General features: G+C 62.1%; 23 protein-coding genes and 2 tRNA genes. 10 read left to right on the top strand and 15 right to left on the bottom strand.

Annotated elements, in window-relative coordinates; all coding sequences use genetic code 11:
- Positions 1-76: 76 nt before the first annotated feature.
- The 8 genes from pheT to GTP44_RS18350 form a co-directional block, all read right to left on the bottom strand.
- Positions 77-2,500, bottom strand: a complete 2,424-nt coding sequence (gene pheT / locus GTP44_RS18315; protein ID WP_161020560.1) for a phenylalanine--tRNA ligase subunit beta — start codon at positions 2,498-2,500, stop codon at positions 77-79.
- 32 nt (positions 2,501-2,532) lie between these two features.
- On the bottom strand, positions 2,533-3,552 hold the full coding sequence (pheS, locus tag GTP44_RS18320; RefSeq protein WP_160990160.1) for a phenylalanine--tRNA ligase subunit alpha: 1,020 nt from the start codon (positions 3,550-3,552) through the stop codon (positions 2,533-2,535).
- Positions 3,553-3,633: 81 nt separating this feature from the next.
- On the bottom strand, positions 3,634-3,993 hold the full coding sequence (gene rplT / locus GTP44_RS18325) for a 50S ribosomal protein L20 (RefSeq protein WP_056156032.1): 360 nt from the start codon (positions 3,991-3,993) through the stop codon (positions 3,634-3,636).
- A gap of 25 nt (positions 3,994-4,018) precedes the next feature.
- Positions 4,019-4,216 (bottom strand): 50S ribosomal protein L35, encoded by a 198-nt coding sequence (gene rpmI, locus GTP44_RS18330; protein ID WP_056156036.1) that lies wholly within the window; start codon positions 4,214-4,216, stop codon positions 4,019-4,021.
- Positions 4,217-4,411: 195 nt separating this feature from the next.
- Positions 4,412-4,954: a translation initiation factor IF-3 gene (gene infC / locus GTP44_RS18335; protein ID WP_371867264.1), complete on the bottom strand. Its 543-nt coding sequence runs from the start codon at positions 4,952-4,954 to the stop codon at positions 4,412-4,414.
- Positions 4,955-4,975: 21 nt separating this feature from the next.
- Positions 4,976-6,883, bottom strand: a complete 1,908-nt coding sequence (thrS, locus tag GTP44_RS18340; RefSeq protein WP_161020561.1) for a threonine--tRNA ligase — start codon at positions 6,881-6,883, stop codon at positions 4,976-4,978.
- Between the two features lie 187 nt (positions 6,884-7,070).
- Positions 7,071-7,147 (bottom strand) — tRNA-Val (locus GTP44_RS18345).
- A 31-nt stretch (positions 7,148-7,178) separates the two neighbouring features.
- Positions 7,179-7,255 (bottom strand) — tRNA-Val (locus GTP44_RS18350).
- 148 nt (positions 7,256-7,403) lie between these two features.
- On the opposite strand from GTP44_RS18350, the gene GTP44_RS18355 reads away from it, so the two are divergent.
- Genes GTP44_RS18355 through GTP44_RS18365 form a run of 3 tightly spaced genes read left to right on the top strand, consistent with a single transcriptional unit; the run spans position 7,404 to position 9,988 of the window.
- Positions 7,404-8,333, top strand: a complete 930-nt coding sequence (locus GTP44_RS18355; protein ID WP_161020562.1) for a cation diffusion facilitator family transporter — start codon at positions 7,404-7,406, stop codon at positions 8,331-8,333.
- Entirely contained in the window at positions 8,330-9,331 is a 1,002-nt protein-coding gene (locus GTP44_RS18360) for a serine hydrolase domain-containing protein (RefSeq protein ID WP_202424138.1), read from the top strand. Before GTP44_RS18355 ends, GTP44_RS18360 begins: the two co-directional genes overlap by 4 nt.
- Positions 9,332-9,343: 12 nt before the next feature.
- The gene (locus tag GTP44_RS18365) at positions 9,344-9,988 is read left to right on the top strand and encodes a CatA-like O-acetyltransferase (RefSeq protein ID WP_161020563.1); all 645 of its coding nucleotides are present in this window, start codon (positions 9,344-9,346) and stop codon (positions 9,986-9,988) included.
- Here the strand turns inward: GTP44_RS18365 and GTP44_RS18370 are convergent.
- Positions 9,983-10,846 (bottom strand): LysR family transcriptional regulator, encoded by an 864-nt coding sequence (locus GTP44_RS18370; RefSeq protein ID WP_161020564.1) that lies wholly within the window; start codon positions 10,844-10,846, stop codon positions 9,983-9,985. The genes GTP44_RS18365 and GTP44_RS18370 overlap by 6 nt on opposite strands.
- A 90-nt stretch (positions 10,847-10,936) precedes the next feature.
- Here GTP44_RS18370 and gstA point away from each other — a divergent pair, with 90 nt between their 5' ends.
- Positions 10,937-11,536, top strand: a complete 600-nt coding sequence (gene gstA / locus GTP44_RS18375; RefSeq protein WP_161020565.1) for a glutathione transferase GstA — start codon at positions 10,937-10,939, stop codon at positions 11,534-11,536.
- 86 nt (positions 11,537-11,622) lie between these two features.
- Here the strand turns inward: gstA and GTP44_RS18380 are convergent, their stop codons facing one another.
- From GTP44_RS18380 to GTP44_RS18390, 3 genes are read right to left on the bottom strand one after another with little or no spacing between them, the layout of a single operon-like run.
- Positions 11,623-13,884: a RelA/SpoT family protein gene (locus tag GTP44_RS18380; RefSeq protein WP_161020566.1), complete on the bottom strand. Its 2,262-nt coding sequence runs from the start codon at positions 13,882-13,884 to the stop codon at positions 11,623-11,625.
- 7 nt (positions 13,885-13,891) lie between these two features.
- Positions 13,892-14,242, bottom strand: a complete 351-nt coding sequence (locus GTP44_RS18385; protein ID WP_160990153.1) for a RidA family protein — start codon at positions 14,240-14,242, stop codon at positions 13,892-13,894.
- Positions 14,243-14,247: 5 nt separating this feature from the next.
- Complete coding sequence (locus GTP44_RS18390) at positions 14,248-15,126, bottom strand: alpha/beta fold hydrolase (protein WP_161020567.1); 879 nt, start codon at positions 15,124-15,126, stop codon at positions 14,248-14,250.
- 105 nt (positions 15,127-15,231) lie between these two features.
- On the opposite strand from GTP44_RS18390, the gene GTP44_RS18395 reads away from it, so the two are divergent.
- From GTP44_RS18395 to GTP44_RS18405, 3 genes are all read left to right on the top strand, one after another.
- On the top strand, positions 15,232-16,026 hold the full coding sequence (locus tag GTP44_RS18395) for a 3-hydroxybutyrate dehydrogenase (RefSeq protein WP_161020568.1): 795 nt from the start codon (positions 15,232-15,234) through the stop codon (positions 16,024-16,026).
- Between the two features lie 131 nt (positions 16,027-16,157).
- Positions 16,158-17,465, top strand: a complete 1,308-nt coding sequence (locus GTP44_RS18400) for a dicarboxylate/amino acid:cation symporter (protein ID WP_161020569.1) — start codon at positions 16,158-16,160, stop codon at positions 17,463-17,465.
- A gap of 164 nt (positions 17,466-17,629) precedes the next feature.
- The gene (locus tag GTP44_RS18405) at positions 17,630-18,679 is read left to right on the top strand and encodes an HAF repeat-containing protein (protein WP_161020570.1); all 1,050 of its coding nucleotides are present in this window, start codon (positions 17,630-17,632) and stop codon (positions 18,677-18,679) included.
- Here the strand turns inward: GTP44_RS18405 and GTP44_RS18410 are convergent.
- Positions 18,654-19,304: a CoA transferase subunit B gene (locus GTP44_RS18410; protein ID WP_161020571.1), complete on the bottom strand. Its 651-nt coding sequence runs from the start codon at positions 19,302-19,304 to the stop codon at positions 18,654-18,656. The genes GTP44_RS18405 and GTP44_RS18410 overlap by 26 nt on opposite strands.
- 20 nt (positions 19,305-19,324) lie before the next feature.
- A complete protein-coding gene (locus GTP44_RS18415; RefSeq protein ID WP_161020572.1) occupies positions 19,325-20,026 on the bottom strand; it encodes a CoA transferase subunit A in 702 nt (233 codons plus the stop codon).
- 136 nt (positions 20,027-20,162) lie between these two features.
- Between GTP44_RS18415 and GTP44_RS18420 the strand changes: the two genes are divergently transcribed.
- Positions 20,163-20,723, top strand: a complete 561-nt coding sequence (locus GTP44_RS18420) for a PAS and helix-turn-helix domain-containing protein (protein WP_161020573.1) — start codon at positions 20,163-20,165, stop codon at positions 20,721-20,723.
- On the opposite strand, the gene GTP44_RS18425 is transcribed toward GTP44_RS18420, so the two are convergent.
- Positions 20,720-21,496: an SDR family oxidoreductase gene (locus tag GTP44_RS18425; RefSeq protein WP_161020574.1), complete on the bottom strand. Its 777-nt coding sequence runs from the start codon at positions 21,494-21,496 to the stop codon at positions 20,720-20,722. The genes GTP44_RS18420 and GTP44_RS18425 overlap by 4 nt on opposite strands.
- Before the next feature lie 231 nt (positions 21,497-21,727).
- Here GTP44_RS18425 and GTP44_RS18430 point away from each other — a divergent pair, with 231 nt between their 5' ends.
- Complete coding sequence (locus tag GTP44_RS18430) at positions 21,728-23,356, top strand: electron transfer flavoprotein-ubiquinone oxidoreductase (RefSeq protein WP_161020607.1); 1,629 nt, start codon at positions 21,728-21,730, stop codon at positions 23,354-23,356.
- 253 nt (positions 23,357-23,609) lie between these two features.
- Positions 23,610-24,494 (top strand): flagellin N-terminal helical domain-containing protein, encoded by an 885-nt coding sequence (locus GTP44_RS18435; protein ID WP_161020575.1) that lies wholly within the window; start codon positions 23,610-23,612, stop codon positions 24,492-24,494.
- The last annotated feature ends 53 nt before the right edge of the window (positions 24,495-24,547 follow it).

Raw genomic sequence — 24,547 nt, forward strand, 5'->3', positions numbered from 1 at the left:
TCCGGCACAGGCCGGACTCCTATAACCGCCATCTTAGCGCGGACTCCCGCCTTCGCGGCAGTGATGAGCGTGCTAATTAACGCAGACGTGCACCGTGCTTTTGCTTGGCGGCCTCGCTGGCGGCGGCCATGACAGCCTCCACAACGTCGTCCTGCAGCGTGTTTTGAGTATCTTGCAAGCTAAAGCGGAAAGCAAGCGATTTCTCGTCCGCCTCCAGCCCTTTACCACGATATTCATCAAACAAAACAATAGCTTGCACAATCTTGCCTTGTGGAATAGCTTGTGCGGCGGCATGGAATGCGTCCAGCAAATCTTGCGCCGGCACCACTTGTTTGACGACCACCGCCAGGTCACGGGTAGCGCCCGGGAACTTGGAGATCTCATCATACTTTGGTACAGGCCGTTGCTGCAATGCAAGAGCGTCAAGTTCGAACACAATCGGTGCGTTCGGCAGCTCGTATTTCTGCAGCCAGCGTGGGTGCAGCTCGCCGAGGAAGCCGATCACCTTGCCGTCCAGCAGCACGTGCGCCGAGCGGCCCGGGTGCAGCGCCGGGTGTTCCGCCTTGACGAAGCGCAGTTGCAGCGGCGCGAACAGGTGCTCCAGATCGGCCTTGACGTCGAAGAAGTCGACGGCGCGGGTGTCCAGTCCCCACTGCTCGTCGGCCACCGGACCGTAGGCGATGCCGGCCACACGTTTTGGCTGGTGGTAACCGGCCACGGTCAGCGGACCATCGGCCACGCTGGCGTCGCGCTGGTAGATGGCGCCGATTTCGAACGCGCGCACGCGGCTGACCTTGCGGTTCAGGTTGTAGCGGACGTTGGCCACCAGGCTGCCGACCAGCGTCGAGCGCATCACGCTCAGCTGGCTGGCGATCGGGTTCTGCAGCTTGATCGGCTGGTCGTTGCCGGCGAAGTCCTGCTCCCACGCGGCTTCCACGAAGCTCATGTTGACCACTTCCTGGTAACCCAGGTCGGCCAGCTGGTGACGCACCGCGAACAGCGAGCGGGTGTCTTCCGGCGCGATGATCATGGTGTTGGCGGCCACCGGCGCCACAGTCGGGATGTTCTCGAAGCCGTAGACGCGCGCCACTTCCTCGATCAGGTCTTCCTCGATTTCGATGTCGAAGCGGTACGACGGCGAAGTCACCGAGAACACGCCATCGGCCAGCGTGAACGGCAGCGCCAGACGGGTGAAGATGTCGGCGATGAGCTGGTCGTCCAGCGCCACGCCGATGACCTTCCGGGCCCGGGCGGTGCGCATGGTCACGGGCTGACGCCGCGGCACATTGACGGTCTGATCATCGACCGGGCCGACCTTGGTGGTCGCGGTGCCACAGATTTCAAGCAGCAGCGCGGTGATGCGCTCGATGTGCTCGACAGTGGTGGCGTAGTCGACACCGCGCTCGAAGCGGTGCGCCGCGTCGGTCGAGAAGTTGTACTTGCGGGCGCGGCCCTGGATGGCGCTCGGCCACCAGAACGCGGCTTCCAGGTAGATGTTTTCGGTGTCCAGCGAGACGGCGGTGGCATCGCCGCCCATGATGCCGGCCAGCGATTCGATTTCGTGGTCGTCGGCGATCACGCCCACCCATTCGTCCACCGCCACGGTGTTACCGTTCAACAGCTTCAGCGATTCGCCTTGCCGGCCCCAGCGCACGTCGAGGCCGCCGTGGATTTTATCCAGGTCAAACACGTGGCTCGGGCGACCCAGTTCCAGCATGACGTAGTTGGAGATGTCCACCAGCGCCGACACCGACCGCTGGCCGCTGCGCTCCAGGCGCTGCTTCATCCAGTCCGGCGTGGCGGCCTTGGCGTTCAGGCCACGGATCACGCGGCCCGAGAACCGGCCGCACAGGTCCGGCGCCGAAATTTTCACCGGCAGTTTTTCATCCAGGTTGACGGCGACGGGGCGGAAGGCCGGCGCGTGCAGCGGCACGCCGGTCAGCGCCGACACTTCGCGCGCCACGCCCAGCACCGACAGGCAGTCCGCCTTGTTCGGGGTCAGCTTGATGGTGAACTTGAGATCGTTCAGCGCGTAATAGTCGCGGAAGTTTTTGCCGATCGGCGCGTCGTCCGGCAGTTCCAGCAGGCCGCTGCCCTCTTCCGACAATTTCAGTTCCTTGGCCGAGCACAGCATGCCTTGCGACTCGACGCCGCGCAGCTGGCCCACCTTGATGTGGAACGGTTTGCCGTCGGCGCCCGGCGGCAGCACGGCGCCGGCCATCGCGCAGACGACCTTCAGGCCGGGGCGCACGTTCGGCGCGCCGCAAACGATGGTCAGCAGCGTGCCGGTGCCGACGTCTACCTGGCAGACGTTCAGGCGGTCGGCGTTGGGGTGCTTGGCCATGTCGCGCACGTGGCCGACGACCACGTTGGAGAACGGTGGCGCGACCGGTTCCACTTCTTCCACTTCCAGGCCGGACATCGTCAGCAGATGGGCCAGTTCGTCCGAAGTCATCGTCGGATCGACCATGGTACGCAGCCAATTTTCAGAGAATTGCATATTCGTTCGACTTTCTTGTTATCGGTGCCGTATTAGTTGAACTGCTTCAGGAAACGCAGGTCGCCTTCGTAGAACAGGCGCAAATCGTTGATCCCGTAGCGCAGCATGGTCAGGCGCTCCAGGCCGGAGCCGAACGCGAAACCGATGTACTTCTCCGGGTCCAGCCCGAAGTTGCGCACCACCGACGGGTGCACCTGGCCCGAGCCGGACACTTCCAGCCAGCGGCCCTTCAGCGGACCGCTGCCAAACGCGATGTCGATCTCGGCCGACGGTTCGGTGAACGGGAAGTACGACGGACGGAAGCGCACCTGCAGGTCGTCAGTCTCGAAGAAGGCCTTGACGAAGTTGAGGTACACGCCCTTCAGGTCGGCGAAACTGATGTTCTCGGCGATCCACAGACCTTCCACCTGGTGGAACATCGGCGAGTGGGTGGCGTCGCTGTCGACGCGGTAGGTGCGGCCCGGCGCGATCACCTTGATCGGCGGCGTATGGCTGCGCGCGTAGCGCACCTGCATCGGCGAGGTATGGGTGCGCAGCAGCAGCGGCTTGCCTTGCGTGTCGTTGCCCTCGATGTAGAAGGTGTCCTGCATCGAGCGGGCGGGATGGTTTTCCGGACTGTTGAGCGCGGTAAAGTTGGTCCAGTCGTTTTCGATTTCCGGGCCGTCGGCCACGTCGAAACCGATGGAGCGGAAGATTTCCTCCACACGTTCCCAGGTACGCATCACCGGGTGGATGCCACCGCCGGCGCGGCCGCGGCCTGGCAAGGTGACATCGATCGCTTCCGCGTTCAGGCGGGCTTGCAGCTGGGCTTCGGCCAGCGCATCACGGCGCGCGGTCAGCGCGGCTTCGATCTGCTGCTTGGCGGCGTTGATCAGCGCGCCCTGCGCCTTCTTGGCGTCCGGGTCGAGCTTGCCCAGGCCCTTCATCAATTCGGTAATCTGGCCGGTCTTGCCGAGGTATTTGGCTTTGGCGTTTTCCAGTGCGGCGGCGTCATCTTTGGCGGCGTCGAAATCCTGCACTGCTGAGGCGACGAGTTGTTCCAGGGAGTCCATGCGTTTTTCTTATCCTTGAATCAAAAACGGGGCACAGGTATGACCCTTGCCCCGTTCTCTTGCGTAAATCAGCGCTTGAAATTAAGCGGCGATTTTAGCTTTAACGACGTTGACAATCGCAGCGAACGCTGGCTTGTCCATCACTGCCATATCGGCCAGGACTTTACGGTCCAGTTCGATTGCAGCTTTCTTCAGACCGTTCATGAATACGCTGTAGGTAACGCCGTGCTCACGGGAAGCGGCGTTGATACGGGCGATCCACAGGCGGCGGAAGACGCGCTTCTTGTTACGACGGTCGCGGTATGCGTACTGGCCAGCGCGCATGACTGCTTGCTTGGCGATACGGTATACCTTGCTACGACGACCGCGGTAGCCTTTGGCAAGATTCAGTACTTTTTTATGACGGGCACGCGCAGTAACCCCACGTTTTACTCGAGGCATATTAGCTCCTTAATTGAGTGTGAGATTAAGCGGATGGCATCATTGCGTAGACGCGCTGGACGTCGGTCGCATCGATGTTACGGGTGCCGCGCAGTTGACGCTTGTTCTTCGTCGTCTTCTTGGTCAGGATGTGGCGTTTGAAAGCCATACCCGATTTAACGGTACCACCTGGACGCACGCGAAAACGTTTTTTCGCCGAGCTCTTGGTTTTCATTTTTGGCATAGATATTCTGCCCTCTCGGACAGCTCCTATTAAACAGGATTACAGGTGGCAACACTACGTCGCTCTTAGATGCCTGCTCTCACTTGTTTGTGCAGCGGATGCGAGTCCACTACATTTACTACAGCCGACAATTATAGCCCATAAAATGAAAAAGGGCACTATCCGTGCCCTTTTTATCTGCTGTTTAACGCGGGATTACTTCTTTTTCTTCGGCGCCAGCACCATGATCATCTGGCGGCCTTCCATTTTCGGGAATTGTTCGACCTGACCATGCGGCTCCAGATCGGCCTTCAGACGTTCCAGCATACGGAAGCCAATATCCTGGTGCGCCATCTCGCGACCACGGAAGCGCAGGGTGATCTTGGTTTTATCGCCCTCTTCCAGGAACTTGATCAGGTTACGCAGCTTGATATTGTAGTCGCCATCATCGGTACCCGGACGGAATTTGACTTCCTTCACGGAGATGACTTTCTGCTTCAATTTCGCTTCGTGAGCCTTTTTCTGCTCCGAATACTTGAACTTACCGTAGTCCATCAAACGGCAAACCGGTGGAACCGCGTTGGGCGCGATCTCGACCAGGTCGACGTTTGCCTCTTCCGCCAGGCGGAAGGCTTCGGCCAAACTCACGATACCGAGCGGCTCGTTATCGACCCCGGATAAACGCATTTCAGGGGCAGTGATTTCGCCATTGATGCGATGCGACGACTTGTCAGTAGCTATGGTGATTCCTTTTAAAATCTGATGATATGCCAGTGCGTTTTAGGCTTTCGTGGCGACGTCTTGCTGAAGTCGCTCTATCAGGGCATCGACGGACATGACGCCCAGATCGACATTGCCCCGCGCCCGCACGGCGACGGTGTTGGCATCCCGTTCCTTGTCGCCCACCACGAGGATGTACGGCAGTTTTTGGACGGAATGTTCACGTATTTTATAGTTTATTTTCTCGTTGCGCAAATCGGTCTGTACGCGGAACCCGCTGCGGCGCAGCTTTTCAGCCACTTGTTGCACATATTCGGCCTGCGCGTCCGAGATGTTCAGGACAGACACCTGCACCGGCGCCAGCCATGCCGGCAGCGCGCCAGCATAGTTTTCGATCAGGATGCCGATGAAACGCTCCATCGAGCCGACGATCGCACGGTGCAGCATCACCGGCACCTGACGGCTGTTATCGGCCGCCACGTACTCGGCGCCCAGGCGCTCCGGCATGAAGAAGTCGACCTGCATGGTGCCGACCTGCCATGGGCGGCCCAGCGAATCCTTCAGGTGGTACTCGATCTTCGGACCGTAGAACGCGCCCTCGCCCGGCAGCTCGGTCCAGGTCACGCCACAGGCGCGCAGACCCGAACGCAGCGCCTCTTCCGCCTCATCCCAGATCGCATCGCTACCGATGCGGTTATCAGGGCGCAGCGCCAGCTTGACATCGATATTATGGAAGTGGAAATCTTTATAGACTTCCATCGCCTGCGTGTGGAAGGACACCACTTCCGGCTCGATCTGCTCATGGGTGCAGAAGATGTGGCCGTCATCCTGGGTGAAGCCGCGCACGCGCATGATGCCGTGCAGCGCGCCCGACGGCTCGTTGCGATGACACTGGCCAAACTCGCCGTAGCGCAGCGGCAGGTCGCGGTACGAACGCATATTGCTGTTGAAGATCTGCACGTGACCCGGGCAGTTCATCGGCTTCAGCGCATACGAGCGGTTTTCCGACTCGGTAACGAACATGTTTTCGCGGTAGTTGTCCCAGTGACCGGTTTTACCCCACAGGCTGGCGTCCAGAATCTGCGGCGCCTTCACTTCCTGATAGCCGTTGACCTGGTACTTGTTGCGCATGTACTGCTCCACCTGCTGCCAGATGGTCCAACCTTTCGGATGCCAGAACACCAGGCCCGGCGCCTCGTCCTGGAAGTGGAAGAAGTCCAGCTGCTTGCCCAGCTTGCGGTGATCGCGCTTTTCCGCCTCTTCCAGCATGTGCAGGTATTGCTCCTGGTCTTCCTTCTTCGCCCAGGCGGTGCCGTAGACACGCTGCAGCATCTCGTTCTTGCTGTCGCCGCGCCAGTAGGCGCCGGCCAGCTTCATCAGCTTGAAGACTTTCAGCTTGCCGGTCGACGGCACGTGCGGGCCGCGGCACAGGTCGGTGAAATTACCCTCGCTGTACAGCGACACGTCCTGGTCGGCGGGAATCGACGCGATGATCTCGGCCTTGTAGGCTTCGCCGATCGACTTGAAGTACGCCACGGCCTCGTCGCGCGGCAGCACCTTGCGGGTGACCGGCTCATCCTTCTTGGCCAGCTCGGCCATTTTCTTCTCGATGGCGATCAGGTCGTCCGGAGTGAACGGGCGCTTGTACGAGAAGTCGTAGTAGAAGCCGTTTTCGATGACCGGGCCGATGGTCACTTGCGCATCCGGGAACAGCTCTTTGACGGCATAGGCCAGCAAGTGGGCGGTCGAGTGACGGATCACGTCGAGACCTTCCGGGTCCTTGTCGGTGACGATGGCCAGATCGACGTTCTTGTCGATCAGGTAGGAGGTATCGACGACTTTACCGTCAACCTTGCCGGCCAGCGCGGCCTTGCCCAGGCTGGAGGCAATGCTGGACGCCACTTGAGCGACGGTGACTGGACCGTCAAATTCGCGGGCGGAACCATCTGGAAGGCGAACTGAAATCATGGTGATCTCCAATGTCGGCGCGCAGGCCGGTTTGAATTTAAAAAATACGGACGAAAAAAAACGCGGACTAGCCGCGTTTTCTCTTTTTTTCAAGCAAAAGAATCCCGTTCGACTAGCGTCACTCCCAAAACTTGGTAGTAGTTCGCGGTGTCATAACCGTGATTGCCTTTCTCGCTCTTACATATTCTGGTGGGCGGTGAGGAATTCGAATCCCCGACCCCTTGGATGTCGACCAAGTATTCTAACCAGCTGAACTAACCGCCCGTGGGTACTGCATAAATTGTACTGCGTAATCTGGTGGGCGGTGAGGAATTCGAATCCCCGACCCCTTGGATGTCGACCAAGTATTCTAACCAGCTGAACTAACCGCCCGAAGACCAGCATTATAGAGAGCGATTCGGAGAAAAACAAGGGTAATCATGGGAAACATTTCTATTTCCCCTATGAAGATGCAAAAGCGTGGCGTTCTGGCTTACATTACACTGTCGCCATTCATCTACTCATCCTCAACAACAAGCCCATGCAAGCAGACACCACCTCGCCTTCCGCCCACCTGCACGAACACCGCGCCGGCGACGCCCACTACAAACATTACACGGTGCAGCGCAGCCAATCGGTGCTGGCGTGGTCGCTGGCGCTGACGCTGGGCTTCGCGGTGGTGGAGGTGGTGACCGGCTTCATGTCCAATTCGCTGGCGCTGATTTCAGACGCCGGCCACATGGTCACCGACGCCGCCGCGCTCGGACTGGCGCTGTTGGCGCAGCTGATCGCCAAACGCCCGCCTTCGGCGCGCCACTCGTTCGGCTTTGGCCGCGCCGAGGCGCTGGCGGCGTTTGTGAACAGCCTGGTGTTGTTCGCGCTGGTGGGCTGGATCACCTATGAAGCGATCTCGCGCTTCGCCCACCCGGAGCAAGTGCACGGCGCCACCGTGTTCATCGTCGCCGCGCTGGGCCTGCTGATCAATCTGCTGCTGGCGTGGCTGCTATCGCGCGGCGACAGCAATATGAACACCCGCGCGGCGCTGGTCAACGTGCTGGGCGACCTGCTGGGCTCGGTGGCGGCGCTGGTGTCGGGCGCGGTGATTTACTACACCGGCTGGATGCAGATCGACCCGCTGCTGTCGCTGTTCGTGGCGCTGCTGATTCTGAAATCCACGGTCGGCGTGCTGCGCGAGTCCTACCACTTCCTGATGGGCGGCGTGCCGGAGGAGATCAACTACCTCAGCGTCGGCGCCGACCTGGAGCAAATCGACGGCGTCTGCTCGGTGCACGACCTGCATGTGTGGGACATGTCGCCCGGCCAGCCGGCGCTGATCGGCCATATCGAGATCACCGAACTGGAGCGCTGGCCGGCGATCCTGCACGCTATCAAGGCCATGCTGCTGGAAAAACACGGCATTGACCACATCACGCTGCAAGCGGAAGTCGCGGCCGCGCCGCGCCTGCCATGAAACTTGTTCTGTGCGCGCTGCTGATGGTTGCCAGCCAGGCGCCGGCGCAACCGCTAAGCGAAGCGCTGGCGCGCCGCGACAGTGACGAGCATCGCGACCTGCGCAGCGTATTGGTGATGCGTGAGGGCGCCATCGTCGCCGAACGCTACTACAACGGCGAACAGGCCGACACACTGCACGACATCCGCTCGGCCGGCAAGAGCATCACCGCCCTGCTGGCCGGCGCCGCCGCCGATCGCGGCAAGCTCAGCGCGCAGGACCGCATCGACCGGCTGTGGCCAGCCGCCAAGGGCACAGCGCTGGCGGGTGTCACGCTGGACCAGGTGCTGACCATGCGCTCCGGCCTGGCCGCCGTCGACGACGATCCCGCCTCGCCGGGCAATGAGGACAAAATGGACGACGCCGCCGATCCGGTGGCGTTCGCGCTGGCCACGCCGGCCGCGACCGTGCCCGGCACGCGCTATCGTTACAATTCGCTGACCGCCTACATCGCCGGCATCACGGTCGAGCAAGCCACCGGCGAGGATCTGGAGGACTTCGCGCGCACGGCACTGTTCGCGCCGCTTGGCATCCGGCACTGGAAATGGCTGCGCGACGCCACCAACCATCCAAAGGGCCAGGGCAACCTCTTCCTGCGCACGCGCGACCTGGCCAGCATCGGACAGATGGTGCTGGACCAGGGCGTGTTCAAAGGCCGCCGCGTCATCAGCGCCGGCTGGCTGGAGGCCGCGCTGGCGCCGCGCGTGCTGCTCGCCGGCCTTGATCCCTATGCCGACCATTACGGCTATTTCTGGTATCAGAAAAGCCACCACGTCGGCGACCGCGATATCGTGGTCCACTTCGCCTCGGGCAACGGCGGCAACAAGATTTATGTAATACCGGCATTGAAGTCGGTGGTCGTCATTACCTCCAGCGCCTACGGCAAGGGCTACGGCCAAAGGCGCTCTGCGGCTATCCTGGAAGACATTCTGGCTATAATGTTGGCGCCCATAAAATAAGCCGCCTATCTGATGCAGAATTTTGAAAAACGCCGCGACCGATACAACGCCTTTGCGTCGTTCGAAAACCCGCTGGTCAACCTCAGCTTCGAACTGGAAGTGCCGGATTTCCGGCCGTATTGCAAGCAGCACAAGCTGCCGAGCTTCCACTTCTTCCTGTACCACGTGCTGCACGCGCTCAAAGGCATCGACAATTATATGTACCGCATCTACCAGGGTGAGGTCATCAAGATTGACGATTTCTGGGCGTCTTACACCGTCATCAACCAGGACCAGAACCTGAATTTCGCGCGCTTTGTCATGACCGACGATCTGCGGGAATTCATCGCGCGCAGCGTGGCGTCGGCCAAGGAGGCCGAAACCACCATCCAACTGATCAACACCGCCGAAGACCTCGACGACTACCAGCAGCGCCGCAATATTTACATCACCTGCATGCCGTGGCTGAAGCTGTCGGCGATCGAGCATCCGATCTACGAGCACAAGAGCTACGACATCCCGTCGCTGGCGTGGGGGCGCTACAGCGCACCGCGCCCCGACGGCAAGCTCAGCCTGACAATGGCGGTGCAAGCGCATCATGGCTTCATCGACGGCTACCACGTCCACCTGCTGGCACAGGCCATCGCCCAGCGCATCAGTCAGACGATGGCGTCATAACTCCCGCAGAAACGCCTGCACCGCCGGCGATGCGCGGCCGGTCCGGGAACACACCAGGCCAAACTCGCGGTACACGGGCGGCTGCAACGACATCACCCGCAGGCCACGCTGGTCCTCAGGCAGCGCGGACTGCGGTATCACCGCCACGCCCAGCCCCTCGCGAACCAGCACTGCCGCGCTGGCCAAATCCCGTACCGTCACCCGGATATTGGATAGCGTCACACCCTGCTCCGCCGCCAGACTCTGCGCGTGCACCGTGCAGCCGCCGGTGGCGAGCACGAACGGCTCGTCGGCCAACTGGGCCAGCGTCACTCCCTGCCCGCTGGACTGCCGGCCCAGTCGATGCCGCGACGGCAGCACCGCCACCCAGGAATCACGGCCGATAATCAAGGCCCCGCGTTCCGGCGCGGGATTCAGCACCACGCCCAACTCGATCGTCTCCTCGGCAAGCCAGGTTTCAACCTCGTCGTCCGTGGCTTCCAGCGCCACCACATCGATGCCGGGATGGCGGCGCTTGAATGCCGACAGCATCGGCGGCAACAGCGTTCCCAGCACCGACGGAAAAGTGGCCAGGCGGATGCGCCCGGTATTCAATCCCCGCCCAGCGTCGGCCAGCGCACGAATCGCCTCGAACTGCGTCAGCATCGCGCGCGCGTGTCGCAAGACCTGCTCACCAAACGCGGTGACCACAACGTCACGCCGCGCCCGCACAAACAGCTGGCCGCCCAGCGCCGTCTCGATCTGCGCGATGGCCTGGCTGGCGCCGGACTGCGATATGCCGACATGATCGGCCGCGCGCGAAATATTCCGCAAGTCGGCCACCGCGATCAGCAACCGCCAGTGGGATAAATTCATCATTAGATAAACTGATAGCTCGTTTCTTGAGCATTAATTTTACAGTGTACCGAGGCGGGCATACAGTGTCGGCTCACCCATCAAGGAGCCGCCATGAAGTTGTATTACGCACCGCACACCTGTTCACTGTCACCGCTGATCGTGCTGAAAGAGCTGGAACTGCCGCACCAACTGATCAAGGTCGACAACCAGACCAAACGTACTGCGGACGACCGCGATTTCCGCGCCATCAATCCAAAAGGCTACGTTGCCGCGCTGGAGCTGGATAACGGCGAGGTGCTGACCGAAGGCCCCGCCATCATCCAATATCTGGCGGACTTGAAACCGTCGGCGGGACTGGCGCCGCCGGCCGGAACGTGGCCGCGCGTGCGACTGCAAGAGATGCTGAACTTCATCACCAGCGAGATCCACGCCGGCGTGGCGCCGCTGTTCAATCGGGACTTGCCGGAGTCGGCGCAGACCATCTTCCGCGAACGCCTGTTCCGGCGCATGGCCGTACTGGAAGAAACGCTACGCGAACGCGCCAACCTGCTTGGCGCGGCGTACACCGTTGCCGATGCCTATCTGTACACCGTGTTGGGATGGTTCAGCTTCTTCGCCATTGAAACAAGCCGATGGCCGGCCGTTGCGGCCTACCAACAACGGATCGCCCAGCGGCCCGCCGTACAAGCCGCCCTGCAAGCACACGTCTAATTCCGGTGTCAGGTCTGCCATTCGCACACAGGCTCAACTGCTCCGCAGTTGAGCCTGTGTGCGAATGGCAGACCTGACACCCGTTTTTAAGCGCGGCGGGCTTCCTGGACGCCGGTGACTTCGGCGATGGCGTTCAGGGCTTTTTGTAACTGCGCGGTCGCGCCGATTTCGGCCGTGAAGGTCATGCGCGCATAGCCTTTGGCCGATTGCGTGTTGACGCCGATGACGTTGATCTTTTCGCGCGAGAAGACTTCGGAAATGTCGCGCAGCAGCCCCTGACGGTCGTTGGCCAGGATGAAGATGTCGACCGGGTAGACGGTGTCGGCACCGGCGCGGCCCCATTCGGTGACGATGACCCGCTCCGGCGCCTTGGCGCGCATCTCGGCGAAGTTCTTGCACGTGGCGCGGTGGATCGACACGCCTTTGCCGCGCGTGACGAAGCCGACGATGCCGTCCGGCGGCGCCGGCTTGCAGCACTTGGCCAGTTGGGTCATCAAACCATCCGTGCCCACCACCAGCACGCCCGACTTGGCGCCCTGCTCCACGCTCGACGCGCGGCTCTTGCCGAGGAATACCTCGTCCACTGGCTCGGCCGGCTCGCCGCTGTCGTGCAGCGCCTGTTCGATATGACGCAGGCTGAATTCGTCCTTGCCGACCGACAGGAACAGGTCGTCCACCTTGGCGAAGCCGAGCTTGTTGGCCAGTGCTTCGAGGTTGACCGCCGTCTTGCCTTCGCGCTGCAGCGTTTTCTCGACCATGGCGCGGCCATGCGACAGCGTTTCCTGCATATCGATGGCGTGGAACCAGGCGCGGATCTTGGAGCGCGTGCGCGCCGCCACCGTGTATTCGTCGCTGAGCCAGTCGCGCGACGGGCCAGCCGTGCCGGGCGCGCCCTTGGCGGTGATGATTTCGCAGGTCTGGCCGTTTTTCAGCGGCGTGTTCAGCGGCACCATGATGCCGTCCACCCGCGCGCCGCGGCAGCGGTGGCCGACATCGCTGTGCAGGTGATAGGCGAAGTCGATCGGCGTGGCGCCGACCGGCAACTCGATCACGCGCGCCTGCGGCGTCAGCACGAAGATGCGGTCGTCCAGCGCGGCGGCCTTGAGCTTTTCAACCCATTCGCGCTGCTGTTCTTCCTGGCCGACCACGGCGTCGGCGACGTCGGTTTTCCACGCCAGCAACTGACGCAGCCAGGCGATTTTTTCGTCGTACTTCTGCCCTTGGAAGTTGGAGCCGCCCTCTTCCTTGTAGCGCCAGTGCGCGGCCACGCCGTATTCGGCGAAGCTGTGCATTTCCTGGGTGCGGATCTGCACTTCCAGCGGCCGGCCATCCTCGGCCGTCACCACCGTGTGCAGCGAGCGGTAGCCGTTCGGCTTGGGACGCGAGATGTAGTCGTCGAATTCTTTCGGGATCGGCGTCCAGATGTTGTGCACCACGCCCAGCACGGTGTAGCAGGTCTTGACGTCGGCGACGATGACGCGGAAGGCGCGCACATCGTACAAATCGGTGAAGTCGAGCTCCTTGCCTTTCATCTTGCTCCAGATGGAGTAGATGTGCTTGGGCCGGCCAAACACCTCGGCCTGAATGCCCGCCGCCGCCATTTCTGATTGCAGCCGGGCGATGGCGTTGGTGACGAAGCCTTCGCGCATCATGCGCTTTTCTTCCAGCATCTTGGCGATGCGCTTGTAGGTTTCCGGCTCGATGAAGCGGAACGACAAGTCTTCCAGCTCCCACTTCAGTTGCCAGATGCCGAGGCGGTTGGCCAGCGGCGCGTACAGGTCCAGCGTTTCGCGCCCGTAGGCGCAGGTGACGTCGTTGAACAGCTTGATGTCGGCAAAGTAGCGCAGCGTGGTCACGCACGAGGCCAGCCGCACCAGCACCACGCGCATGTCGGAGGCCATCGCCAGCAACATCTTGCGCAGCGTTTCGACTTGCGCGACGGCCATCTGTTGGGCGTTGCGGCCACGCCCCGGCCCGGCGGCGCCAGCGGCGGCGCTCTGATGCTGCGTCAGCTCGCGCAGACGGATCAGCTGGCGCACGCCGGACACCAGTTCGTTGACGCCGGCGCCGAAGCGCGGCTCGATCACCGCCGCCTGGTCGGTATCGAGCACGGTCAGCTCGAACAGCAGGCCGGCGATGCGGGTTTCGATGTCGGTGCTGAGAAAGGCCAGCGTGCTGGCCACGCCGACGGCGAAGTCGAGCGCGCCCTGGCCACTGCTGCATTGCTTGTCGGCGTAGGCGGTGCTGGCAAACTCCAGCGCCGCCAGCATGCGGGCGCTTTCGTCGGGCGTGAGTCCCTGGACCAGTTGCTCCGAGGTGGCACTGGTCAGCGAGGTGGTCGATACCATGATGCTCCTAGCGCTGCGCGGCGGTGACGACGATCTCCACCAGCCACTGCGGATCGGCCAGCTGGGCCTGCACGGTGGCGCGCGGTGGCGTGTGGCCTTGGGGTACCCAGGCGTCCCACGCCTCGTTCATGCCGGCGAAGTCGGCCAGGTCCTTGAGGTAGATCTGGCAGCTGAGGATGCAGGTCTTGTCGCTGCCGGCTTCGGCCAGCAGACGGTCGATGTGGCCCAGCACCTCGAGGGTCTGGCCCTGGATGTCGGCGTCGCTCTGTTCGGCCACCTGGCCGGCCAGGTACACGGTGTTGTTGTGAATCGCCACCTCGGACAGGCGCTTGCCCACATGCAGTCGTTTGATTTCCATACGTATTAACCTAACAGGAATTGCTTTGCTATTTGAATCTGATCGTCGTGGACGAAGGTCGGCGCGTGGCCGACCTTCGGAATTTCGACCAGTTGCGCCTTGGGACCGCGCTGCGTCATCGCCAGCGCGGTGTCGCGCGACAGCAAGTCGGACTCGGCGCCGCGCACCAGCAGCGTCGGACAGCGAATGGCGTCATACGCCGCCCACAGCATGGCCTGGTCGGCGGCGGCGCGCTCCGGCGTGACGGCGCGGAACGGCGCGGCCAGCCCCATATCGTAATGGCGCCCCCACTTGCCGTCCTTGTCCTGGCGCAAAACATCGGCGGCCAGTTTGCGCCATTCCTCGGGCGTGTGCTCGCCAAACGAGACCGAGACGTCGCGCACGAACTGCGCGCCGGCCTCGAAACTGTCGAAGCGCAGGTCCTGGCCGATGTAGTCGCCGATGCGCTGCATGGCTTGCGGCGCCAGCGTCGGGCCGATGTCGTTCAGCACCAGCTTGCGGATCGGGTTGTCCGGCAGCGAGGCCAGGCCCATGCCGATCAGCCCCCCCATCGAGGTGCCGAACCAGTCGACCTTCTGACTTTCGGGATCTGGCAGCACGCGTGCGAGCAAGGTTACGATATCACTGACATACTGTGGGATGACGTAGAGCTGGGGATTCTTCAGCCAGTCGGAGCGGCCGCGGCCGACGATGTCGGGCGCGATCACGCGGTAGTCGGCGGCCAGCGCGCGGGCCATGGTGTCGAAGTCGTCGCCGACGCGGGTCACGCCATGCACGCACAGCAGCACGTTGGGATTGCTCGCATCGCCCCATTCTTTGTACGACATGCGGTGCAAGCCGGCCAGCGACAGGCATTGAACAGACTTTATTTTGGCTTCAAGCATGCGACTTCCTTGATGTGCAGAAACGCCATTTTACCGCGTAGTGGTTAAAATTCTATTAAAGTGTAGCGCAGCGCACCTTCGATCATCAACCCTGTAGAGGACAGTATGGCAAACAAGACTTTGAGCGGTAAAACCGCGTTGGTTACCGGTTCCACATCCGGCATCGGTTTGGGCATCGCCCGCGCGCTGGCGGCCGAGGGCGCCAACCTGGTGCTGAACGGCTTTGGCGACGCCAAGGAGATCGAACAGTTGCAGCTCGACCTGGCCAGGGAATTCGGCGTGCAGGTCACTTATCACAACGCCGACATGACCAAGCCGGCGCAAATAGAGGCCATGATCCAGTTCGCTGGCGACAAGTTCGGCGGCGTCGATGTGCTGGTCAATAACGCCGGCATCCAGTTCGTCGCCAATGTCGAGGAATTCCCGGTCGAGAAATGGGACGCGATCATCGCCATCAACCTGACCTCGGCCTTCCACACGTCGCGCCTGGTGCTGCCGCGCATGCGCGCGCAGAACTGGGGTCGCATCATCAATCTGGCCTCGACCCACGGTCTGGTGGCCTCGGCCGGCAAGTCGGCCTATGTCGCCGCCAAGCACGGCCTGCTCGGCCTGACCAAGGCCAACGCGCTGGAAACCGCCACCACCGGCGTCACCGTCAACGCCATCTGCCCCGGTTTCGTGCTGACGCCGCTGGTGCAGAAGCAGGTGGACGATCGCGCCGCCAAGGATGGCATCTCCAACGAGCAGGCCAAAAAAGCGCTGCTGGCCGACAAACAGCCGTCCGGCGAGTTCGTCACGCCGGAGGAACTGGGCGCGCTGGCGGTGTTCCTGTGCTCCGACGCCGCCAAGCAGGTGCGCGGCGTGGCGTGGAATATGGACGGCGGCTGGGTTGCTCAATAAACAATTATAAGTAGTATCCCTTACCCAAGACAGATATCACTGGCGCGAATTTGCGGGTTTCCACAATAGTGATATCTGTCCGCCTGCGCGATGATGCACTCCTCAGACGAACCACGACACGAGGAGACCCCGTGAAAAAACCATTCTATAAAGTCCTGTACATACAGGTCCTGTTCGCCATTGTCTGCGGCGTGTTGCTGGGCGTGTACCTGCCCACCGACGCCGTGGCCATGAAACCGCTAGGTGATGGCTTCATCAAACTGATCAAAATGATCATCGCGCCGGTGATCTTCTGCACCGTCGTGGCCGGTATCGCCGGCATGCAGGACGTCAAAAAAATCGGCCGCGTCGGCGGCAAAGCGCTGCTGTACTTCGAAATCGTCTCGACCATCGCCCTGGCCATCGGCCTGGTGGTCGCCAACGTGCTGAAACCGGGCGCCGGCTTCAACGCCGATCCCGCCCACCTGGACACCAAGGCGATCGCGCAGTACACCCACGCCGAAGGCCTGACTACCATCGACTTCCTGATGAACATCATTCCGAAGACCTTCGTGGATGCGTTCGCCAAGGGTGACATTCTGCAAGTGCTGCTGATCGCCATCCTGTTCGGCTTCTCGCTGTCGCTGATGGGTGAGCGCGGCCGTCCGATCACCAAGTTCATCGACGATATCTCGCACGTGATCTTCGGTGTCGTGAACATCATCATGAAAGCCGCGCCGATCGGTGCGTTCGGCGCGATGGCCTTCACCATCGGTAAATATGGCCTGGCGTCGCTGATCCCGCTGGCCAAGCTGATGGGTTCGTTCTACCTGACCTGCTTCCTGTTCGTCTTCATCGTGCTGGGCATGATCGCCAAGTACACCGGCTTCTCGATCATCAAGTTCATCAAGTACATCAAGGAAGAACTACTGATCGTGCTGGGCACCAGCTCGTCGGAATCGGCGCTGCCTTCGCTGATGACCAAACTGGAACGCCTGGGCTGCTCCAAGCCGGTCGTGGGTCTGGTGGTGCCAACCGGCTACTCGTTCAACCTGGACGGCACCAACATCTACATGACCATGGCCGCCCTGTTCGTTGCGCAAGCCACCAACACCGAGCTGACGCTGTGGCAGGAACTGACCATCCTCGGCGTGGCGATGCTGACCTCGAAAGGCGCGTCCGGCATCACCGGCGCCGGCTTCATCACCCTGGCGGCGACGCTGGCCGTGGTGCCGACGATTCCAGTGGCCGGCATGGCGCTGATCCTGGGCATCGACCGCTTCATGAGCGAATGCCGCGCGCTGACCAACTTCGTCGGCAACGGCGTCGCCACCGTGGTCGTCTCCAGCTGGGAAAAAGAGCTGGACCGCGACAAGCTGAACGCCGAGCTGAACAATCCAGGCTCGACCGTCACCGCGGCTGAGCTGGAACCGATGGACCCGGCGGCCGCCGTCCGCTAAGTCCGGCCTCACCCAACCAAAAGCCCCGCGCAGCGATGCCGGGGCTTTTGTTCATTTACGGACAGCGCCGGCGTTCATTTCCGCACACTTTGCCGCTGCTCAGGCGCACAATACCGGTGGCACGGGAGTTGCAGTTCTTCTTATATTTGATATCGGGAGGCAGCATGGCGGATCTGACATTGGGAGCGCGCGGCGACGAAGAAAGCATCGCCGTCGACATCAACGCACGCGGACAGATGACCGGCATTATCGTCGAAGACAGTGGCCGCCAGCGCGCGGTGCTGTACGACGGACGCCCGGTCGAACTGGGCACGCTGGGCGGCAGCGACAGCTACAGCCGGGACATCAATCAGCACGGCGATGTGGTCGGCACGGCACAGAACGCCGCCGGCCATTGGCGCGCCTTCGTCGTCCCGCATGGCGGCGTCATGCGCGACCTCGGCACGCTGGGCGGCAACAGCAGCTACGGCGCCGCCATCAATGATCGCGGCCAGGTGGCCGGCTACGCCGACACCAGCGACGGTTATTACCGCGCCTTCCGCAGTGACGGCGGCGGCGACGCGGTCGATCTCGGCACGCTGGGTGGCAAGATCAGCTACGCGGCCGGTATCAACGCACACGGTGACATTGTCGGCACCGCCGCCCTGCCCGATGGCTATCGTCACGCCTTCCTGTATCAAAACGGCGCCATGCGGGATCTCGGCACGCTGGGCGGAAGGCTGAGCGGCGCCAGCGCCGTCAACGACCACGGCGTGGTGGTGGGCGCGGCGGAAACCGCCGGACGGCGCTGGCACGCGTTCGTATGGGAGCGCGGCCGCATGACCGACCTCGGCGTGCTGATCGGCTACGGCGACAGCTTCGCCACCGCCGTCAACAACGCCGGCCACGTGGTTGGCAGCATCCGCATCGGCGAGGAACGCCGCGCGTTTGTCTACCGGGATGGGAAAATGACGGTGCACCCGGGCGGCTACGGCCTGTATCTGGTGAACGCCATCAACAACCAGGAACTGGTGATCGGCGCCCGCTACTCCGCCAAGAAATTTTCCGCCGCGACCATGATCTCCAGCCAGCCGGCGGTGCAAACGCATGGCGGCCAGGATTTGCTGACCGCCGCCGTGGTAGTCATCCTGGTCGCCACGGCGGTGGTGGTCTACAAGCGCCGCTATCGCGGCATCTCGCTGATGACGCTTACAGCGCCGAGAAGTCGAGTTTGACGCCGGTGGCGGCCTGGATCTGCTCCTTGCTCACGCCCGGCGCCAGCTCGGTCACCTTGAGGCCGCCATCGGTCACCTCCATGACGCCCAGGTCGGTGATGACCAGATCGACCACGCCAACGCCGGTCAGCGGCAGGTCGCACTTCGGCAGCAGCTTGTGCGAGGTGCTGCCGTCCTTGGCGGTGGCCACGTGCTCCATCAGCACCACCACTTTTTTCACGCCGGCCACCAGGTCCATCGCGCCACCCATGCCCTTGACCATTTTGCCCGGGATCATCCAGTTGGCCAGGTCGCCGTGTTCCGACACCTGCATCGCGCCCAGGATGGCCAGGTTGATCTTGCCGCCGCGGATCATGCCGAACGAGTCGGCCGAGCTAAAGTAGGCGGCGCCCGGCAGCGCCGTCACGGTCTGCTTGCCGGCGTTGATCAGGTCGGCGTCGATGTCCGTCTCGGTCGGGAACGGGCCGATGCCGAGCAAGCCGTTTTCCGATTGCAGGAACACTTCCATGCCTTGCGGCACGTAGTTGGCCACCAGCGTCGGCAGGCCGATGCCCAGGTTGACGTAATATCCGTCCTGCAGTTCCTGCGCCGCGCGCGCGGCCATTTCATCACGAGTCCATGCCATGATTTGTGTCTCCGATATGCTTAGTGGGCGGCGCGGATGGTGCGCTGCTCGATGCGTTTTTCCGGCGTGGCGTTGACCACGATGCGATGCACGTAGATGCTCGGCAGATGCACGTGGTCCGGATCGATCTCGCCGGTCTCGACCAGTTGCTCGACTTCGACGATGCAGACCTTGCCGGCCATGGCCGCGTTGGGATTGAAGTTGCGCGCGGTTTTGCGGAACACCAGGTTGCCGGCCTTGTCGGCCTTCCACGCCTTGACCAGCGCCACATCGGCCACCAGCGCCCGCTCCATCACGTATTGCTCGCCGTCGAATTCACGGATTTCCTTGCCGTCGGCGACGATGGTGCCGACGCCGGTCTTGGTGAAGAAGGCAGGAATACCGGCGCCACCGGCGCGCAGCTTCTCGGCCAGCGTGCCCTGCGGCGTGAATTCCAGCTCCAGCTCGCCGGCCAGGTATTGGCGCGCGAATTCCTTGTTCTCGCCCACATAGGAGGCGATCATTTTTTTGATCTGGCGGGTTTCCAGCAACTGGCCGAGGCCGAAGCCGTCGACGCCGGCGTTGTTGGAGATGGCGGTCAGGCCGGTGACGCCGGACTCGCGCAAGGCGCCGATCAGCGCTTCCGGGATGCCGCACAGGCCGAAGCCGCCGACGGCGATGGTTTGGCCGTTTTGCACGACGCCGGCCAGGGCGGCGGCGGCGTCAGGATAGATCTTGTTCATAGCTGTCCCTTATGTTTATGTTGCGTGTGCTCTGCCAACGTTGTTAAATACGTCAGCGATACGGCGATCCAGCATAGAATACGCCCGTCAAAAGTTCAATACCGTAGAAATACCTGCCCTCACCGCTCATCCATTCATGCCCGCCCAGCCGATCATTGATTATGAAGCGATTTTCCTGCATGCGCCGGTCGGCATGTGCATTTCGGAAAACCGCACCATCCAGACCTGCAACGAGGCCTTGGCCGCCATGTTCGGCTACACGCGCGCGCAGCTGGACGGGCTGTCGTTCCTGGCACTGTATCCGACGCTGGACGAATTCCTGCGCACCGGTGACCGCATCATCCCCATCATGAACGCCAAGGGGCGCTATTCCGACGAGCGCATCATGCGCCGCGCCGACGGCGAGCTGTTCTGGTGCCACGTCACCGGCCACGCGATGCAGGCCGGCGTGCCGCTCGGTGCCGGCATCTGGACCTTCGAGGATGTCAGCGAAAAGCGTCCGGTCACCGCCGAGCTGACGCCGCGCGAGCGCGAAATCGCCGCGCTGCTGGTCGAGGGTAAAACCAGCAAGACCATCGCGCGCCAGGTGGACCTGAGCCCGCGCACGGTGGAAATGCACCGCGCCAGACTGATGCGCAAATTCTCGGCCGCCACCTCGTCCGAGCTGGTGCACAAGCTGGCGGGCGTGCAACGCTAGGTCGCCGTCATGCCGTCGTCGGCGGAAATGATGGCGCCGTTAATGAAGTTGGCGTCCTCGCCGGCCAGCAGCAACAGCAGGCCGTCCAGGTCTTCCGGCTTGCCGGGACGCTTGCGCGGCAGCATGGCGACCAGCTTCTGGCCCTGCTCGGTGGCGAAATATTCCTCGTTGATCTCGGTCGAAATATAGCCGGGGCAGATGGCGTTGGTGTTGATGCCGTACTTGCCCCACTCCACCGCCATCGCCTTGGTCATCTGCACCACGCCGGCCTTGCTCATGCAGTACACGCCGATCTGCGGCAGCACGCGCAGCCCGGCCACCGAGGCGATATTGATGATGCGGTGCGCCTTGGTCGGATCGCCCTTGGCGCGGGCGATCATGCGCTTGGCGGTTTCCTGCGCGACGAAAAACGCGCCGCGCAGATTGGTGTCCATGATGAAGTTGTAGTCTTCCGGCGTCACATCGACCAGCCGCTGGGTGGTCGACACGCCGGAATTGTTGACCAGGATGTCGATCGGGCCGGCCTCGGTCTCGGTATGGGCGATGGCCGACTTGATGCTGGCGTAGTCGGTCACGTCCAGGTTGACCACATGCGCGGCGCCGCCCTCGGCCTCGATTTCGGCGCGCAGCTCCTTGAGCCGCTCGCTGCGACGCGAGGCCAGCACCACCTGTGCGCCGGCCTGCGCCAGCACCTTGGCGAAACGGGCCCCGAGGCCGCTCGAAGCGCCGGTCACCAGCGCGATCTTTCCTTCAAAATTGACTTCTATGCCCACGGACTGCTCCCTGTGTTACGGATTGAGGTGTCTAAACATAATGATTACACAAATCTCCAGTATTAGATTGCGGTGTCTAATAATGTCGAAGACAATGGCGCCACAATTGCATTCCTGACGAAAAAGAAGCACACTCGTGCTAAAATTTTTCTCATTCACCAAACACCACTATAACAACAGACCATGACTCAGCCCCAAACCCTAGTAGAACAGTACGGCCCGCGCGACGCGATGGAATACGACGTCGTGATCGTCGGCGGCGGCCCGGCAGGCTTGTCGGCGGCGATCAAGATCAAGCAGCTGGCCGCTGAACAAGGCCGCGAAGTCTCGGTCGTCGTGCTGGAAAAAGGCGGCGAACTGGGCGCGCACATCCTGTCCGGCGCGGTGATGGACCCGCAAGCGCTGACCGAGCTGATTCCGGACTGGAAGGAAAAAGGCGCGCCGCTGAACACCCCGGTCACCGAGGACCGCGTACTGTTCCTGACCGAAACCGGGTCTCTGAAAACCCCGAACATGCTGCTGCCGAAGTGCTTCGAGAACCACGGCAACTACGTGATCTCGCTGGGCAACGTGGTGCGCTGGCTGGGCCAGCAGGCCGAAGCGCTGGGCGTCGAGATCTTCCCCGGCTTCGCCGCCGCCGAGATTCTTTACACCGACGACGGCCAGGTCAAAGGCATCGCCACCGGCAATATGGGCGTCAAACGCGACGGCACAGCCGGCCCGGAATTCCAGCTCGGCATGGAGCTGCACGGCAAATACACACTGTTCGCCGAAGGCGCCCGCGGCCACCTCGGCAAGCAGCTGATGGCCAAGTTCGACCTGAACAAGGGCAAAGACCCGCAATCGTACGGCATCGGCATCAAGGAACTGTGGGAAATCGATCCGGCCAAGCACCAGCCGGGCCTGGTGATCCACACCACCGGCTGGCCGCTGGACAGCCACACCTACGGCGGCTCCTTCCTGTACCACCTGGAAAACAACCAGGTGATGGTCGGCTATGTGGTTGGCCTGAACTACGAAAATCCTTACCTGTCGCCGTATGAGGAATTCCAGCGCTACAAGACCCACCCGGAAATCCGTCCCTTCCTGGAGGGCGGCAAGCGTATTTCCTACGGCGCGCGGGCGATCACCGCCGGCGGCCTGCAATCGCTGCCGAAGCTGGTGTTCCCGGGCGGCGCGCTGATCGGCTGCGACGCCGGCTTCCTCAACATGAGCCGCATCAAGGGCTCGCACGCCGCGATCAAGTCCGGCATGCTGGCCGCCGAGTCGGTGTTCGAGGCGCTGGGCGCCGGCCGTCAGGGCGATGAGCTGGCGTCCTACCCGGTCGCGTTTGAACAGTCGTGGCTGCACGAGGAGCTGCACGTCGCGCGCAACGTCAAGCCGTGGCTGAACAAAGGCCTGTATCTGGGCTCGCTGATGGTGGGCATCGACCAGATCGTCTTCCGCGGCAAGGCGCCGTGGACGCTGCGCCACTCGCACGCCGACCACGAGTGCCTGAAGCCGGCCGCGCAGTTCGCGCCGATCACCTACCCTAAACCGGATGGCAAGCTGACCTTCGACCGGCTGTCGTCGGTGTTTATCTCCAACACCAACCACGCGGAAGACCAGCCGATCCATCTGACGCTGAAAAACCCGAGCGTGCCGGTGGACGTCAACCTGCAGCAGTATGCCGGTCCGGAGGCGCGCTACTGTCCGGCCGGGGTGTATGAATTCGTCAAGCAGGACGACGGCGGCGACCGGCTGCAGATCAACGCGCAGAACTGCGTCCACTGCAAGACCTGCGACATCAAGGACCCGACCCAGAACATCGTCTGGGTGACGCCGGAGGGCGGCGGCGGTCCGAACTACCCAAATATGTAAGAAAGCAACTTCCCAGACAGCGCGGCCCGCCAGCCGCGCTGTTTTTATTTGCTCCCCAGCGGCAACTGGCCGATAATCGGTCCCTAAGCGGTGGTGGGAAAGGCGCCCGGTGCGACGTTCAGCGCGGTTACAAATTATTTTCAATAAATTTCCATAAAGCATTTAATGTCCTCCCGGATACGGTCGTCTTGTACTTGGGAGAGCGAAAAAGATTCGTTGCTCCGAACTGAATCCACCTACCAGGAGTTATTTCATGCTGAGCCTTCACACCAATTCCGCGGCCCTTTCCGCACAAAGCTCGATCTCGCGCACCCAATCGGCTCTGTCGACCTCGCAGACCCGCCTGAGCACCGGCTTCCGTGTCAATTCGGCGATGGACGATGCTGCAGGCCTGCAGATCGCCACCCGTCTGAAAGCACAAACCAGCGGCATGGCCATGGCCATGCGCAACACCCAGAATTCGATCTCGCTGCTGCAAACCGGCGAAGGCGCCCTGGACGAAACCACCACCATCCTGACCCGCATGAAGGATCTGGCGACCCAGGCAGCTGATGCATCGTCGACCGCCGATGACCAAACCGCGATGCAGGCTGAATTCAACGCACTGACCAACGAACTGTCTAACATCATCGGCAACACCTCGTTCGGCGGCTCCAAACTGTTCTCCGGTGCGGCAGACGGCGGCAGCACGCTGCAAAACACCAAGCTGACCTTCCAGATCGGCGCCTCGTCCGAAGAGAAAATGGAAGTCAACCTGAGCGGCGCGATTGATAAGATGACCGCCTCGGTGCTGGCCTCAGCCACCGGTTTTGTTTCCGATGGTACCGCCGGCGCTTCCGTAGGCACCGCATTGAGCGATGACCCGAACGGCACGATCAATCTGCTGAAAACCGCGATCGACGACGTCGGCGCGCTGCGTTCGCAACTGGGCGCGGTGGCTAACCGTCTGGACCACGTTTATAACAACCTGCAAAACGTCTCGGGCAACACCAAGTCCGCGACCGGCCGCATCATGGACACCGACTTCGCTACCGAATCGTCGAACATGACCCAATCGCAGATGCTGCTGCAAGCCGGCACCGCGATGCTGAAGCAGTCGAACAGCACCTCGTCGCTGGTTATGTCCCTGCTGCAGTAATCGTAGTACTATCCGGATATGTATGCATATCCGGATGCGACCAAGGGCCAACC

The organism is Duganella lactea (assembly GCF_009857505.1).
GTDB lineage: Bacteria > Pseudomonadota > Gammaproteobacteria > Burkholderiales > Burkholderiaceae_D > Rugamonas > Rugamonas lactea.

Bases quoted from the DNA above. Each gene is read 5' to 3' on its own strand.
- pheT (WP_161020560.1), bottom strand. From the start codon at position 2,500: ATGCAATTCTCTGAAAATTGGCTGCGTACCATGGTCGATCCGACGATG.
- pheS (WP_160990160.1), bottom strand. From the start codon at position 3,552: ATGGACTCCCTGGAACAACTCGTCGCCTCAGCAGTGCAGGATTTCGAC.
- rplT (WP_056156032.1), bottom strand. From the start codon at position 3,993: ATGCCTCGAGTAAAACGTGGGGTTACTGCGCGTGCCCGTCATAAAAAA.
- rpmI (WP_056156036.1), bottom strand. From the start codon at position 4,216: ATGCCAAAAATGAAAACCAAGAGCTCGGCGAAAAAACGTTTTCGCGTG.
- thrS (WP_161020561.1), bottom strand. From the start codon at position 6,883: ATGATTTCAGTTCGCCTTCCAGATGGTTCCGCCCGCGAATTTGACGGT.
- GTP44_RS18355 (WP_161020562.1), top strand. From the start codon at position 7,404: ATGCAAGCAGACACCACCTCGCCTTCCGCCCACCTGCACGAACACCGC.
- GTP44_RS18360 (WP_202424138.1), top strand. From the start codon at position 8,330: ATGAAACTTGTTCTGTGCGCGCTGCTGATGGTTGCCAGCCAGGCGCCG.
- GTP44_RS18365 (WP_161020563.1), top strand. From the start codon at position 9,344: ATGCAGAATTTTGAAAAACGCCGCGACCGATACAACGCCTTTGCGTCG.
- GTP44_RS18370 (WP_161020564.1), bottom strand. From the start codon at position 10,846: ATGATGAATTTATCCCACTGGCGGTTGCTGATCGCGGTGGCCGACTTG.
- gstA (WP_161020565.1), top strand. From the start codon at position 10,937: ATGAAGTTGTATTACGCACCGCACACCTGTTCACTGTCACCGCTGATC.
- GTP44_RS18380 (WP_161020566.1), bottom strand. From the start codon at position 13,884: ATGGTATCGACCACCTCGCTGACCAGTGCCACCTCGGAGCAACTGGTC.
- GTP44_RS18385 (WP_160990153.1), bottom strand. From the start codon at position 14,242: ATGGAAATCAAACGACTGCATGTGGGCAAGCGCCTGTCCGAGGTGGCG.
- GTP44_RS18390 (WP_161020567.1), bottom strand. From the start codon at position 15,126: ATGCTTGAAGCCAAAATAAAGTCTGTTCAATGCCTGTCGCTGGCCGGC.
- GTP44_RS18395 (WP_161020568.1), top strand. From the start codon at position 15,232: ATGGCAAACAAGACTTTGAGCGGTAAAACCGCGTTGGTTACCGGTTCC.
- GTP44_RS18405 (WP_161020570.1), top strand. From the start codon at position 17,630: ATGGCGGATCTGACATTGGGAGCGCGCGGCGACGAAGAAAGCATCGCC.
- GTP44_RS18410 (WP_161020571.1), bottom strand. From the start codon at position 19,304: ATGGCATGGACTCGTGATGAAATGGCCGCGCGCGCGGCGCAGGAACTG.
- GTP44_RS18415 (WP_161020572.1), bottom strand. From the start codon at position 20,026: ATGAACAAGATCTATCCTGACGCCGCCGCCGCCCTGGCCGGCGTCGTG.
- GTP44_RS18420 (WP_161020573.1), top strand. From the start codon at position 20,163: ATGCCCGCCCAGCCGATCATTGATTATGAAGCGATTTTCCTGCATGCG.
- GTP44_RS18430 (WP_161020607.1), top strand. From the start codon at position 21,728: ATGGAATACGACGTCGTGATCGTCGGCGGCGGCCCGGCAGGCTTGTCG.
- GTP44_RS18435 (WP_161020575.1), top strand. From the start codon at position 23,610: ATGCTGAGCCTTCACACCAATTCCGCGGCCCTTTCCGCACAAAGCTCG.